Here is a 13369-nt window from a genome sequence, read left to right as displayed (position 1 = left end):
CCGTCGATGATCGCGCGCATCGGGTCGGTCACCCTGTCGTCGCCGGTGATGACCGCGTCCGGCACGGCGGGCTTCGGCACCGAGCTCGCCCCGTACCTCGACCTCTCCGAGCTGGGAGCGGTGGTGGTCAAGTCGCTCGCCGCCTACGAGTGGGCGGGCAACCCCGCGCCGCGGGTGACCTCGACCCCCCAGGGGATGATCAACGCGGTCGGCCTGCAGGGCCCGGGCATCGCGCACTGGCTCGACGTCGTCCTGCCGCCGCTGCTGCGGGCCGGAGCGACCGTGGTCGCCTCGATCTGGGGTCGATCCGTGGACGACTACGCCGAGGCGGCCCGGATGCTCGCCGACGCCCCCGAGGAGGTGGTCGCGGTCGAGGTCAACCTGTCGTGCCCGAACCTGGAGGGGAGGGGTTCGATCTTCGCCCACGACCCGGAGCTGAGCGCCCAGGTGATCGCCGCGACCGCGGCGTGCGAGCGGCCGCGATGGGCCAAGCTGAGCGCCAACACCGATCGCATCGTCGAGGTCGCGACGGCTGCGAGCGAGGCGGGGGCCGAGGCGGTCACCTGCATCAACACCCTCCTCGGCCTGGTGTACGACCCCCGGACGCTGCGGCCCGCGCTCGGAGCGGGCGGGGGCGGGGTGTCGGGTCGGGCGATCCACCCGGTCGCCGTGCGTGCGGTCCACGACCTGCACGCCGCGCTCCCGCATCTGGCGATCGTCGGGGTGGGTGGGGTGGCGTCGGGCTGGGACGCCGCCGAGATGCTGCTCGCCGGAGCCAGCGCGGTGCAGGTCGGCACCGCCACCTTCGCCGATCCGCGTGCGCCGCTCACCGTCCAGCACGAGCTCGCGGCGTGGATGGGTCGCCACACCGAGCGGTCGGCGGAGCACTGACGGAAGCGGCGCTACATCGTGCGGTCGCCGTTTCGAGTGCACTACCGTGAGCGGATGGCCACACCACCTCAGTTGACACCGGAGCAACGGGCGGCCGCCCTCGCGAAGGCGGCCGAGGCCCGCACGGCCCGAGCCGAGATCAAGGCGCGCCTGAAGATGGGCTCGATGTCGTTGGGGGAGGCGCTGGACTCCGACGACGAGAACGTCGCGAAGCTCAAGGTGGTCTCGATGCTCGAGTCGCTGCCGGGCGTCGGCAAGGTGAAGGCGCGCAAGCTGATGGAGGAGATCGGCATCGCCGACAACCGTCGCGTCCAGGGCCTCGGCGCCCAGCAGCGCAAGAGCCTGCTCGACGAGCTCGGCTGAGCCCGAGCTCCGCGCGGCACCGGGTCCCGCACGGCTCCGACCGCTAGGTTCGCGGCGTGATCATCGTCGTTTCGGGTCCGGGAGGGGTGGGCAAGGGCACGATCGTCGACTCCCTGGTCGAGCGCGATCGCGGGCTGTGGCTCAGCCGGTCGTGGACCACCCGTGCCCGACGGCCCTCCGAGGACGACCACGCCTACGTGTTCACCACCCCCGAGGAGTTCGAGGGGCGCATCGCGGACGGCGGCTTCCTCGAGTGGACCGAGTTCCTCGGCAACTACTACGGCACCCCGACCCCCGAACCCGACGACGCCCGCGACATCGTGCTCGAGATCGAGGTCGACGGCGCCCGGCAGGTGAAGCGCCACCACCCCGGCGCCCTGCTGATCTTCGTGCTCCCGCCCTCGCGCGAGGAGCAGGAGCGCCGACTGCGCGGCCGCGGCGATCTCGACCACAAGGTGGCCGCTCGGTTGCGCAAGGCCGAGGAGGAGGAGCCGATCGGTCGACGCCTCGCGGACCACGTGGTGGTGAACGACGACCTGGGTGCGACGGTGGAGGAGATGATGCGGATCATCTCCGACGAGCGCCCCCGCCGGCAGCGCGACGGTTCGGCGCAGCGCTCCGCCGAGCCGTTCTCCCGCTAGCATCGAGCGAATGGCGCTGGACCACGACACGATGATCGACCCGCCGATCGAGAACCTCCTCGACAAGGTCGATTCCAAGTTCACCCTCGTGACCCTGGCCGCCCGACGTGCGCGGAACATCAACTCGTACTTCAACCAGCTGGGCGACGGCCTCGGCGGGATGATCCCGCCCCAGGTCTCGTCCACGGCGCGCAAGCCGCTGTCGATCGGCTTCCAGGAGATCTCCCAGGAGAAGATCGTCTGGACCGAGGCGCCCGCGGAGCCCGAGCCCGTCGAGGTGGAGGCCGAGGCCTCCGAGGACGCGGCCGAGGCGACCGACAGCGACTCCTGAGCCGGACGTGAGCGGCCCGCTCGAGGGCAGGCGAGTCGTCCTCGGTGTGACCGGGGGGATCGCCGCGTACAAGGCGATCGACGTCTGCCGTCGACTCGTCGACGCCGGCGCCCACGTGGTGCCGATCATGACCGAGGCGGCCCAGCACTTCGTCGGGACGACGACTCTCGGGGCGCTCGCCTCCGAACCGGTCCAGACCGAGCTGTGGCGCAACCCGACGACGCCGATCCCGCACACCGTGGTCGGGCAGGGCGCCGACCTGATCCTGGTCGCCCCCGCCACGGCGAAGCTGCTGTCCGCGTACCGCACCGGGTTCAGCCACGACCTCTTGACGAACACCCTGCTGGCGACTCGTGCCCCGGTCGTCGTCTGCCCGGCGATGCACACCGAGATGTGGGAGCACCCGAGCGTGGTCGACAACGTGGCCGTGCTGCGCGAGCGCGGCGTGCACGTCGTCGACCCCGAATCGGGCCGCCTCGCCGGCGGCGACGTCGGGGCGGGACGGCTGGCCGACCCGTCCGTGATCGTCGCCGAGGTCGAGCGGGTCCTCGGCCCGGGTGACCTCGACGGCACGACCGTGGTCGTGACCGCGGGCGGGACCCGCGAACCGATCGATGCGGTGCGGGTGATCGCCAACCGCTCGTCGGGCAAGCAGGGCTACGCCGTGGCCGCCGAGGCCGCGGCGCGCGGAGCGCACGTCGTGCTGGTGTCGACGGTGGAGCTCGCCGCGCCGGTCGGCGTGGAGGTCGTCGCGGTCGAGACCGCCGAGGAGATGCGCGACGCGGTGACGCAGCGCCGCGCGACGAGCGACGTCGTCGTCATGGCGGCCGCCGTCGCCGACTTCCGCCCGGTGGCCGCCGCCGGCGGGAAGATCAAGAAGGACGACGGCGTCCCCGAGATCGTGCTCGAGGCGACCCCCGACATCCTGAGGGGCCTGGGCGAGGACAAGCCCGACGGCCAGGTGCTCGTCGGGTTCGCCGCCGAGACCGACGACCTTCGCGCCAACGCGCTGGCGAAGCTGACCCGCAAGAACCTCGACCTGATCGTGGCCAACGACGTCGGCGCGCCCCACGTCGGGTTCTCGCACGACACCAACGCGGTTACGCTGCTGCGGCCCGACGCGGACCCCGTCGAGATCGACCTCGCCTCGAAGCGCGAGATCGCTCGGGCCGTCATCAACACGATCGTCGAGATCCGCGCAGCGAGCCGGACAGGAGAGCTCTGACCATGGCCAACCACACCTTCACCTCCGAGAGCGTCACCGAGGGCCACCCCGACAAGATGGCCGACCAGATCTCCGACTCGATCCTCGACGCGATCCTCACCGAGGATCCCGACGCCCGCGTCGCGTGCGAGACGCTGGTGACGACCGGGTTGTGCGTGGTGGCCGGCGAGATCAGCACCACGGCCTACGTCGAGATCCCGCGCATCGCTCGCGAGACGATCAACGGCATCGGCTACGACAACGCGCTGTACGGCTTCGACGGGACCACCTGCGGGGTGATGGTCACCCTCGACGAGCAGAGCCCCGACATCGCGCAGGGCGTGGACACCAGCGAGGAGGTGCGCGGCGGGGCCTCGGGCGAGGACCAGCTCGACCTCCAGGGCGCCGGCGACCAGGGGATGATGTTCGGCTACGCCTGCGACGAGACCGACGTCCTGATGCCGTTGCCGATCAACACCGCCCACCGCATCGCCGAGCGCCTGGCCGAGGTCCGCAAGTCGGGTCAGATCCCGTACCTGCGACCCGACGGCAAGACCCAGGTCACCTTCGAGTACGACGAGGCGGGCACCCCGGTGGCGCTGCGGGCCGTGCTCATCTCGACCCAGCACCAGGACGGGATCGACCGCGACACCGTGATCCGCCCCGATCTCATCGAACAGGTCATCCGGCCGACGATCCCCGAGCGCTTCGCCGACGACGCGTACGACGTGTACATCAACCCGACCGGCAACTTCGTGCGCGGCGGTCCCTACGCGGACGCCGGCCTGACCGGTCGCAAGATCATCGTCGACACCTACGGCGGGATGGGTCGCCACGGCGGCGGTGCCTTCTCGGGCAAGGATCCGTCGAAGGTCGATCGCTCCGCCGCCTACGCCGGCCGATGGGTCGCGAAGCACGTCGTCGCCTCGGGTGCGGCGAGCCGCTGCGAGGTCCAGCTCGCGTACGCGATCGGCATGGCGCACCCGGTCAGCGTCCTCGTGCAGACCTTCGGCACCGAGCAGCAGAGCGTCGCCTCGATCGAGACCGCCGTGCGCGAGACCTTCGACCTGCGCCCGGGGGCGATCGTGCGCGACCTCGACCTGAAGCGGCCGATCTACAAGCGCTCCGCCGCCTACGGCCACTTCGGTCGCGACGAGTTCCCGTGGGAGCAGCTCGGCCGGCTCGACGACCTGAAGTCTGCGCTCGGCGCCTGACGGCCGGCGCCAGCGGTCCGGTCGCGCGGTGAGCGACCCCGAGCAGCTCGACCTCGACGAGCTCGCGGGCCGCCCGGGTGGCACGGGTGGCGACGACGTCGATCGTCGCGAGCCCGCCGAGCCCACGCCCCGTGAGAGCGACGCGCCTCGCCGTCGGTTCGCCCGGGTGCTGCCCGACGTCACGGGCCTCGACAAGGCGTTCGACTACTCGATCCCCGCCGAGCTCGCCGGGTCGATCGAGATCGGCACGATGGTGCGCGTGGAGCTCCACGGCCGGCGCGTCGGGGGGTGGGTGATCGACCTCCTCGACTCGGGGAGCGTCGCGGTCGCCGACACCAAGCCGATCGCGAAGGTCACCGGTCACGGCCCGTCGGCCGAGCTCGTCGAGCTCGCCTCGTGGGCGCGCGTGCGCTGGGCCGCCCGGCGCCTGCGCCCCTTCCTCGTCGCGGCCTCGCCCAAGCGCGCCGTCCCGGTGCTCCCCCCCGAGCACCGTCGCGCCGTGGCGCCGGCGCCGGCGTCGCCGGCGACGACCGAGCTGCTCGGGCGGGGCGGCGGGGTGCTGCGCCTCCCGCCGCGCAGCGACGTGCTCCCCAGCGTGCTCTCCGCGATCGCGCTCGGTCCGACCCTCGTCGTCACCCCCTCCGTCGACGACGCGGCCCTGCTCGCAGCGCGCCTGCGACGCGCCGGGGCCACCGTCGCGCTCGGACCCGACGACTGGGCGGCGGCGGCAGGGGGTGTCGACGTCGTCGTGGGCGCTCGCTCGGCCGCCTGGATGCCGTGCGCCTCGATGGCGGCGGCGATCGTGGTCGACGAGCACGACGAGGCCCTGCAGGAGGAGCGGGCCCCGACCTGGCACGCGCGCGACGTGATCGCCGAGCGGTGCCGCCGTGCCGGGGTGCCCGCCGTGTTCGTCTCCCCGATCCCGACCCTCGTGGCCGTCGTCGAGCTGGCCGGCGCGAGCGGACCGGTGCACCCGGCCGCCGAGCGCGAGCGAGCCCACTGGCCACGGGTGCAGGTGGTCGACCGCAGCGACACCGAGCCGTGGAAGCGGTCGTTGATGACCTCCGAGCTCATCGAGCGGGTGCGCGACCCGCTCCAGCGGGTGCTGTGCGTCAGCAACACGACGGGGAGGGCCCGCCTGCTCGCGTGCCGGACGTGCCGTGCTCTCGTGCGCTGCGAGACGTGCGGTGCCGCCGTCGGCCTCGACGACGGCGGTCGCATCGCCTGCCGTCGCTGCCTGGCGCGCCGACCACCCGTGTGCCAGGAGTGCGGAGGGGGCCGCTTCGCCAACCTGCGCCCGGGGGTCACGCGCATCGCCGAGGAGCTCCGGGCCGCCGCGAACCGGGAGGTCGTCGTCGTCACCGGGAGCGACGAGGAGCCGCCGGCGCGCGCCGATCTCTACGTGGGGACCGAGGCGGCGCTGCACCGCGTGGGTCCGGTCGACGTGGTCGCCTTCCTCGAGTTCGACGCCGAGGTCCTCGCTCCCCGGTTCCGAGCCGGCGAGCAGGCGCTCGCGCTGGTCGTGCGCGCGGCGCGCCTGGCGCCGACGGTGCTCCTCCAGACGTTCGAGCCCGATCACGAGGTCGTGCGCGCCGCCGCTCGGGCGGACCCGTCCATCCTCGTCGAGGCCGAGCGCGAGCGGCGCTCGCTGCTGTCGCTTCCGCCGTTCGGCGCGCTCGCGCTCGTGTCGGGCGCGTACTCCGACGAGGTCGTCGCCCAGCTCGACCGCGACCGGATCCAGGTGGCCGACGACGGCGAGGGGCGCTTCCTGCTGCGCGCCGCCGACTGGTCGAGCCTCGGCGAGGCGATCACGGCCACGACCCGGCCACCGGGTTCGCGGGTGCGGGTGGTGGTGGATCCCCCACGGGTCTGAGCGTCACGTGTCTGAACCTCACGGGTCCGAGCGTCACGGGTCCGGACGACGGGACCGGTGCCGGACGCGAGCGGTCAGGAGACGAGGGCGCGGACGAACGCGCTCGTGCGATCGGTCCAGGTGGCGAGATCGGCGGCGGTCGACGCGACGTGCACCTCGGCGCGGGGGATCAGCCGCGCCAGCTCCTCGATCGTGCCGACCGGGTGCGCGCCGTCACCCGTCCACCCCATCACCAGCACGGGGCACCGGATGGTCGCCACCGCCTCGCGATCGGGGAGCTGCGCACCGGATGCGCCGCGCATCGCGCGCGCGAGGCGCACGGGGTCCCAGGCGCGCAGGTTCTCGGCCCCCCGGGCGCGGTGGTCGGGGTCGTCACGCAGCGGATCGGGCGGGTCCACCGTCGCGTTCGCGGCGATCACCGGCTCGACGCCGCGGGTCTCGATCGTCGACGCGCCCGCCGCGTGGATCTCCGCCTGCGCGGCACGTGCCTCCCACCCGGTCGGCGGGATCGCGAGCACGAGGGCCCGGATCCGCTCGGGGGCGAGGACCGCGGCGTGGAGCGCGGTCGCCGCGCCCATCGACGCCCCGCCGGCGACGTAGCGCCCGATCCCGAGGTGGTCGGCGAGGGCGAGCTGGTCGCGGGCGAGCTCGCCCCAGCCGTACCCGGGCAGCGCCTCGGTCGACTCGGACTCCCCGTGCCCACGGGCGTCGTAGCGGACCACCCGAGCCGGCACGCGCTCCCAGCGCACGAGGGGTCGGCGGTCCTCGGCGCGACGGCTCTGTGTGAGCCCGTGCCCCCACACGACGTCGACCGGCGCGTCGGGGTCGCCCGCCTGGTCGGCGGACAGCTCGGCTCCACGGATCTCCATCCCGATAGCGTCGCACGTCCCGTGAGCACGGACCTGTTCCCCGATCTCGATGCCGAGCGAGCTCAGCTCGCCCACGCGCGCGCCTGTCGAGACCGGATGATCGACCGGCTCGAGGCCGTCGATCCCGACGGGGCGGCCGACGAGATCACCGCGGACTACATCGAGGTGACGGTCGCCGAGGCGCTCGACGACCTGCGCGGTCCGGGGGCGGGCGACTTCTTCGGCCGCATCGACGACGGCGACGGCCGCTGGTACGTCGGGCGTCGCCACATCGAGGACGAGTCGCACGACCCCGTCGTGGTCGACTGGCGCGCACCGATCGCCGCCCCCTTCTACCGAGCGACCGCCGTCGACCCCCTCGGCGTCGACTTCCGCCGCCGGTTCACGCTCGACGACGGGCGGATGACCGCCTACCTCGACGAGCGCCTCGACGATCCGGACGCCGCGGGCGCGGCGGGGATCCCCGATCCCGTGCTCGCGGAGATCGGCGCGGAGCGCAGCGGCGAGATGCGGGAGATCGTCGCCACGATCCAGGCCGAGCAGGACGTCGTGATCCGATCGTCGATCGACCAGGTGCTGATCGTCCAGGGCGGGCCCGGCACCGGCAAGACCGCGGTCGCCCTCCACCGCGTGGCGTTCCTGCTGTTCGAGCACCGGTCACGGCTGGCCCGTGACGGAGTGCTCGTCGTGGGTCCGAACCGGGCGTTCCTCGACTACATCGGCAACGTGCTCCCGTCACTCGGCGAGCGCAGCGTGCGCCAGGCGACGGTCGACGAGCTGTGCATCCCGCGCGTCGAGGTCACCGCCGCCGACGACGACGCCACGGCGAGGTGGAAGGGCTCGGCGGCGCGCCTCGTCGACCTCGAGCAGGTCGCGCTGTCGCGGATCACGGCGCCCGACGACGACGTGGTGGTGCCGATCGGGGCGCGCAACCACGTCTTCGGGCGCGACGAGGTCGCGGGGTGGATCGCGACCGCCGTCGGGGGGACGGCGCCGATCAACCAGCGCCGTGAGCGGCTCACCGCGATCGCCCGCCGAGAGCTGCTGCGCCGGACGGGCGACGAGGGGGCGTGGGCGTCGGCCAAGCCGCTCAAGTCGGCGATCACGCGGGCGTGGCCGACGCAACGCCCGATCACGCTCGTCGACTCGATGCTGCCCGGCCCGCGCGGGAAGCGTCGGGAGTGGACGCGCGCCGACCAGCTCCTCGTCGACGAGGCCGGCTCGATGCTGGACGGTTCGCCGTTCACCTACGGTCACGTCGTCGTCGACGAGGCCCAGGACCACTCCGACGTCGCCCTGCGCGTGATCGGTCGACGAGCGCCGGGCGGGTCGATGACCCTCGTCGGCGACGTCGCCCAGTCGACCGCCCCGGCCGGCCAGGAGCGATGGTCGGGGGTGTTCGCGCACCTCGGCCCCGACGGAGCGACCGGGACGATCGCGGACCTGACCATCGGCTACCGCGTCCCCGAGGCGGTCCTGACGGTCGCCAACCGGCTCCTGCCGGCGACCGGCGTCGACGCGACCGAGAGCCGCAGCGCCCGCGTCGGCGGCGCGCCCCCGACGTGGGACGTGGGCCCGACCGCGGACCTCGCCGAGCGCGCCGCCCGAGCCGTGGCCGAGTCGAAGCGGTTCCACCGCCTGACCGGCGTCGTGGCCCCTTCGAGGCTGATCGAGCAGGTCGCCGTCGCGCTCGGGGCGATCGACCTGGTGGCCGTCGATCACGTTCACGACCTCGCGGCCGACGAGATCCCGGTGTTCGGCGCCCACGAGGTCAAGGGCCTCGAGTTCGACGGCGTCGTCGTGGTGAACCCCCATGAGATCCTCGGCGACACCGAGCTCGGAGCGCGCCTGCTCTACGTCGCGATGACCCGTGCCGTGCAGCGCCTCGCGCTGGTCGCGGACGCTCCGGCGCCGCCCGTCCTGACGGGCTGACGGCGCCGCCGTGGCACGCCGAAGCGGGCCGCTGCGGCGTTCTCCAGGTCACCGGGCGGGGGCGACGCCGAGGAGGCGGAACCCCGACTTCGACGCGATCCGCTCGGTGGCGTGGCCCCTCGAGGCGAGCCAGCGCTGGAGGGAGTCGGCGCCGAGGTGCTTCTGGACCACGAGGCACGCCGTGCCGTCGGACTCGAGGCGGCCGAGCCAGTCGAGCAGCAGCGCGTGCAGCGCCACCTTGCCGATCCGGATCGGCGGGTTCGACCAGAGCGCCGAGAACGCCACCTCGGACGGGACCTCGTCGGGGGCCGCGACGCGCACGTTCGCGAGGCCGTTGCGCTCGGCGTTGCGCCGGCACAGGTCGCGGGCGCGGCCGTTGACGTCGACCGCCCACACGGTCGCTCCCGGCGATCGCTGCGCCATCGCGAGGGCGACCGCTCCCGATCCCGCCCCGAGGTCCAGCAGGTGGCCCGTCGTCGCGAGCGGCACGCCGGATCGCAGCAGCAGCGACGTGCCGGCGTCGAGGCGACCCCGGCTGAAGACCCCGGCATCGGTCTCCATCGTGAACGCGGCATCGGGGAGGATCACGTCGACGACCACCGGGTCGGAGGGGACCGCAGGGTCGTCGTCGAAGTAGTGGGCCTCGTCACCCCGGGACATGTGGCGCTCCGACATGTCCCGTAGCCTGGCATCGATGTCGTACAGGATCAGGACATACGGCGACCCGGTGCTGAAGAGCAGAGCCGCCACGGTGCGTGACGTCGACGGCAAGGTCGTGCGCCTCGTCGACGACATGTTCGACACCCTCGTGGACTCCGGCAACGGCATCGCGCTGGCGGCTCCCCAGATCGGCGTGCAGAAGCGCGTCGTGGTGTGGGACATCGACGACGACCCGCTCGCGATCATCAACCCCGAGGTCGTCGAGAGCGACGGCGAGTGGGTGTTCGACGAGGGGTGCCTGTCGATCCCCGGCCTGTACGTCGAGATGCTGCGGCCCAAGCGGGTGCTGGTCCGCGGTGTCGGCCTGGACGGCGAGATCATCGAGATCGAGGCCGACGAGCTCGAGGCGCGGATGTTCCAGCACGAGATCGACCACCTCGACGGGGTCCTCATGTTCGACCGCCTCGAGGGCGACCAGCGCCGCGACGCGCTCGCCGAGTACCGACGCATCGAGGAGCAGGAGGGCACGGGGGCGCGCTCGCGCCCCGGTGAGCCGATCCGGCGCCGTCTGCGACTGAGCTGAATGCGCCTGGTCTATCTCGGGACCCCCGAGATGGCGGTCCCGCCCCTGCGTGCGCTCGTCGAGGCCGGGCACGAGGTCGTCCTCGTCGTCACCCGGGCCGACAAGAAGCGTGGACGGGGCTCCGCGCTGTCGGCGAGCCCGGTCAAGCGGGCCGCCGCCGAGCTCGGCCTCGAGGTGTCGCACGACCCCGACGACCTGCTCGGCGTCGAGGCCGATCTGGGTGTGGTCGTGGCCTACGGCCGCATCGTGCGCCCGCACCTGCTCGACGCGCTGGCGATGGTCAACCTGCACTTCTCGCTCCTTCCCCGCTGGCGGGGAGCGGCGCCGGTGGAGCGGGCGATCCTCGCCGGCGACGCGGAGACGGGCGTCGACGTGATGCGCCTCGAGGAGGGGCTCGACACCGGAGCGATCCACGCCCGTCGGCGCATCCCGATCGGCGCCGAGGCGACGGCGGACGAGCTGCGCGCCGAGCTGGTCGCCGTCGGCTCCGAGCTGCTGGTCGAGGTGCTCTCCGAGCCGGTCGGGGAGTGGATCGACGCGGGGGAGCCCCAGGAGGGCGAGACGGTGTACGCCGCCAAGCTCGACAAGTCGGACTTCGAGATCGACTGGAGCGAGGGCGCGATCGACGTGCACCGCCGGGTGCGCGTCGGCGGGGCCTGGACGACGTTCCGGGGCAAGCGGCTCAAGGTCGTCGCCGCCGAGCTCGTCGACGGGCGGCTGCGCCCGACCGTGGTCCAGCCCGAGGGCAAGGGCCCGATGGAGTTCGACGCGTGGCGCAACGGCGCACGCCCCGCTCCCGACGAGCTCTTCGGCGACCTGTGAGCCGAGGACGGCGTCGCGCCCGAGACCGGAGCGATCGCGATCGCGGTGGCGGCCCGGCTGGCGAGGGCTCCCCCGACGGTCGCGATGGCCGCGACCCAGGTGGCGCGGCGTCGGGCGATGGCGGACGGGGCGGCGACGACCCAGGCGGAGCGGCGTCGGGTGACGGTGGCCGGGGTCACCGCTCCCCGGGTCGCTCGGGTTCGAGCGGCCGCGGCGCTGCCGGCTCCCGTGGTGGTGGCTCCCGTGGTGCCGGCTCGCGTGGTGGTGGCTCCCGTGCTGGTCGATCCGGGCCGCCCGCCGCAGGAGCCGCGGACCGTGGTGGGATCCCGGCCCGGCGGGTGGCCCTCGACGTGCTCGGGCGGATCGAGGACGAGGGGGCGTACGCGAACCTCGTGCTCGGACCGACGCTCGCCTCCTGCGACCTCTCGGGCGCCGATCGCCGCTTCGTGACCGACCTCGTCTACGGCTCGACCCGGATGCGGCGTGCGTGCGACTCGATCGTCGACCGCTTCGTCAGTCGGCCCCCCGACGACGCGACGCGGTCGATCCTGCGCCTGGGCGCCTACCAGCTCGTCTACGCCGGCGTCCCGGCCCACGCCGCCGTGTCCGAGACCGTCTCGCTCGCGCCCCGACGGACCCGGGGGTTCGTGAACGCGGTGCTGCGTGCCGTCGCGGCGCAGGCGACCGACCCGGGCGCGGTCGTCGCTTGGCCGTCGGACGGCGCTCGCCTCAGCTACCCGGACTGGATCGTCGACGCGCTGCGCGCCGACCTCGGCGCGCACGCCGACGTCGCGCTGGAGACGATGAACCGGGCGCCGACGGTGACCGAGCGCCCCGACGGCTACGTCCAGGACCCGGCGTCGCTCTGGGTCGCCGAGGCGGTCGAGGCGACGGCGGGGGAGCGCGTCCTCGATGTCTGCGCGGCGCCCGGAGGCAAGGCGACCGCCGTGGCGACGCACGGCGCGACGGTCGTCGCCGCCGACCGCTCGGCCGGACGAGCACGGCTGATCGCCGAGAACGCCGGACGACTCGATCTCGACGTCGCCATCGTCGTCGCCGACGGGGCGGCGCCGCCGTTCGGGCCGGCGACGTTCGACGCGGTGCTGCTCGACGCCCCTTGCTCCGGGCTCGGAGCGCTGCGCCGCCGGCCCGACGCGCGCTGGAGGATCCGCCGCTCGGACGTCGACGATCTGGTCGCGCTGCAGGCGCGCCTGCTCGCGTCGGCCGCGACGCTGGTGCGCCCGGGGGGCCGGCTGGTGCTCAGCGTGTGCACCCTGCTCGACGCCGAATCGGTCGATCACGCGACTCCCGACGGGTTCGTGGTCGATGCCGCCGTCCCGCCGACGGGACGCTGGGCGCGCCACCGACAGGGGTGGCGGGTCCTGCCCCAGGACGCCGACACCGACGGCATGACGATGGTTCGGTACCGTCGGGCGCGATGAGCACGCACGAGGTCGAGACACCGCCGGACCAGGTCGCCCAGGAGGCGAAGGTGCTGACGTGCTCCGACGGGGTCGTCCACGGGACGCGCGAGGATCGCTCCGGCGAGGCGCTCGCCGAGCTCCTCACCGAGCACGGGTTCACGGTCGTCGAGCGACGGGTGACCGAGGACGGCGCGGATCCGGTGGCGGCCGCCCTCGCCGAGATGACCGACGGGTTCGCCGGCCTCGTGGTGACGACCGGGGGGACGGGGTTCGCGCCGCGCGACCAGACGCCGGAGGGGACGCGCCGGGTGATCGAGCGCGACGCTCCCGGGATCGCCGAGGCGATGCGGCTGCGCAACCCGCTGGGCCGGCTGTCGCGCGGCGTCGCCGGGGTCCGCGGTCGCTCGATCGTGGTCAACACCCCGGGGAGCACCTCGGGCTGCGTCGAGCAGCTCGGCGCCGTGATCGACGTCCTCCCGCACGCGCTGCGCCTGCTCCACGACACCGACGCCGCGCACTGACCGACGTCGGGTCGGGATCCGTCGACGCCGAGGCGGGCGTG

At 73.7% G+C, this 13369-nt stretch carries 14 protein-coding genes; 12 read left to right on the top strand and 2 right to left on the bottom strand.

Translation table 11 applies throughout. From position 1 onward, the window contains the following. Positions 1 to 6: 6 nt before the first annotated feature. Genes ACOOHC_RS10695 through ACOOHC_RS10665 form a run of 7 tightly spaced genes read left to right on the top strand, consistent with a single transcriptional unit; the run spans position 7 to position 6517 of the window. A complete protein-coding gene (locus ACOOHC_RS10695; RefSeq protein ID WP_420450391.1) occupies positions 7 to 891 on the top strand; it encodes a dihydroorotate dehydrogenase in 885 nt (294 codons plus the stop codon). Between the two features lie 54 nt (positions 892 to 945). After that, the gene (gene mihF, locus ACOOHC_RS10690; RefSeq protein WP_420450390.1) at positions 946 to 1254 is read left to right on the top strand and encodes an integration host factor, actinobacterial type; all 309 of its coding nucleotides are present in this window, start codon (positions 946 to 948) and stop codon (positions 1252 to 1254) included. A 56-nt stretch (positions 1255 to 1310) separates the two neighbouring features. Next, on the top strand, positions 1311 to 1895 hold the full coding sequence (locus ACOOHC_RS10685; protein WP_420450389.1) for a guanylate kinase: 585 nt from the start codon (positions 1311 to 1313) through the stop codon (positions 1893 to 1895). Between the two features lie 10 nt (positions 1896 to 1905). After that, positions 1906 to 2226 (top strand): DNA-directed RNA polymerase subunit omega, encoded by a 321-nt coding sequence (rpoZ, locus tag ACOOHC_RS10680; RefSeq protein ID WP_420450388.1) that lies wholly within the window; start codon positions 1906 to 1908, stop codon positions 2224 to 2226. Between the two features lie 7 nt (positions 2227 to 2233). Further along, the gene (gene coaBC, locus ACOOHC_RS10675; RefSeq protein WP_420450387.1) at positions 2234 to 3451 is read left to right on the top strand and encodes a bifunctional phosphopantothenoylcysteine decarboxylase/phosphopantothenate--cysteine ligase CoaBC; all 1218 of its coding nucleotides are present in this window, start codon (positions 2234 to 2236) and stop codon (positions 3449 to 3451) included. A 2-nt stretch (positions 3452 to 3453) separates the two neighbouring features. After that, positions 3454 to 4644 (top strand): methionine adenosyltransferase, encoded by a 1191-nt coding sequence (gene metK / locus ACOOHC_RS10670; protein ID WP_420450386.1) that lies wholly within the window; start codon positions 3454 to 3456, stop codon positions 4642 to 4644. 28 nt (positions 4645 to 4672) lie between these two features. Beyond that, positions 4673 to 6517, top strand: coding sequence for a hypothetical protein (locus ACOOHC_RS10665; protein ID WP_420450385.1), 1845 nt, complete (start codon positions 4673 to 4675; stop codon positions 6515 to 6517). A gap of 74 nt (positions 6518 to 6591) precedes the next feature. Here ACOOHC_RS10665 and ACOOHC_RS10660 read toward each other — a convergent pair whose 3' ends face one another. Further along, positions 6592 to 7386: an alpha/beta fold hydrolase gene (locus ACOOHC_RS10660; RefSeq protein ID WP_420450384.1), complete on the bottom strand. Its 795-nt coding sequence runs from the start codon at positions 7384 to 7386 to the stop codon at positions 6592 to 6594. 21 nt (positions 7387 to 7407) lie between these two features. Between ACOOHC_RS10660 and ACOOHC_RS10655 the strand changes: the two genes are divergently transcribed. Continuing rightward, positions 7408 to 9318: a HelD family protein gene (locus ACOOHC_RS10655; protein ID WP_420450383.1), complete on the top strand. Its 1911-nt coding sequence runs from the start codon at positions 7408 to 7410 to the stop codon at positions 9316 to 9318. 48 nt (positions 9319 to 9366) lie between these two features. On the opposite strand, the gene ACOOHC_RS10650 is transcribed toward ACOOHC_RS10655, so the two are convergent. Then, positions 9367 to 9993, bottom strand: coding sequence for a class I SAM-dependent methyltransferase (locus tag ACOOHC_RS10650; RefSeq protein WP_420450382.1), 627 nt, complete (start codon positions 9991 to 9993; stop codon positions 9367 to 9369). On the opposite strand from ACOOHC_RS10650, the gene def reads away from it, so the two are divergent. From def to ACOOHC_RS10630, 4 genes are all read left to right on the top strand, one after another. Further along, on the top strand, positions 9977 to 10561 hold the full coding sequence (gene def, locus ACOOHC_RS10645; protein WP_420450381.1) for a peptide deformylase: 585 nt from the start codon (positions 9977 to 9979) through the stop codon (positions 10559 to 10561). The genes ACOOHC_RS10650 and def overlap by 17 nt on opposite strands. Continuing rightward, a complete protein-coding gene (locus ACOOHC_RS10640; protein ID WP_420450380.1) occupies positions 10562 to 11383 on the top strand; it encodes a methionyl-tRNA formyltransferase in 822 nt (273 codons plus the stop codon). Positions 11384 to 11721: 338 nt separating this feature from the next. Next, the gene (locus ACOOHC_RS10635; RefSeq protein ID WP_420450379.1) at positions 11722 to 12825 is read left to right on the top strand and encodes a transcription antitermination factor NusB; all 1104 of its coding nucleotides are present in this window, start codon (positions 11722 to 11724) and stop codon (positions 12823 to 12825) included. Beyond that, entirely contained in the window at positions 12822 to 13328 is a 507-nt protein-coding gene (locus ACOOHC_RS10630; RefSeq protein ID WP_420450378.1) for a MogA/MoaB family molybdenum cofactor biosynthesis protein, read from the top strand. Before ACOOHC_RS10635 ends, ACOOHC_RS10630 begins: the two co-directional genes overlap by 4 nt. The last annotated feature ends 41 nt before the right edge of the window (positions 13329 to 13369 follow it).

The organism is Ilumatobacter sp., from assembly GCF_965215205.1.
Classification (GTDB): Bacteria; Actinomycetota; Acidimicrobiia; order Acidimicrobiales; family Ilumatobacteraceae; genus Ilumatobacter_A.
The sequence above is the reverse complement of the archived record's forward strand: the minus strand, read 5'-3'. Positions and strand labels throughout refer to the sequence as shown.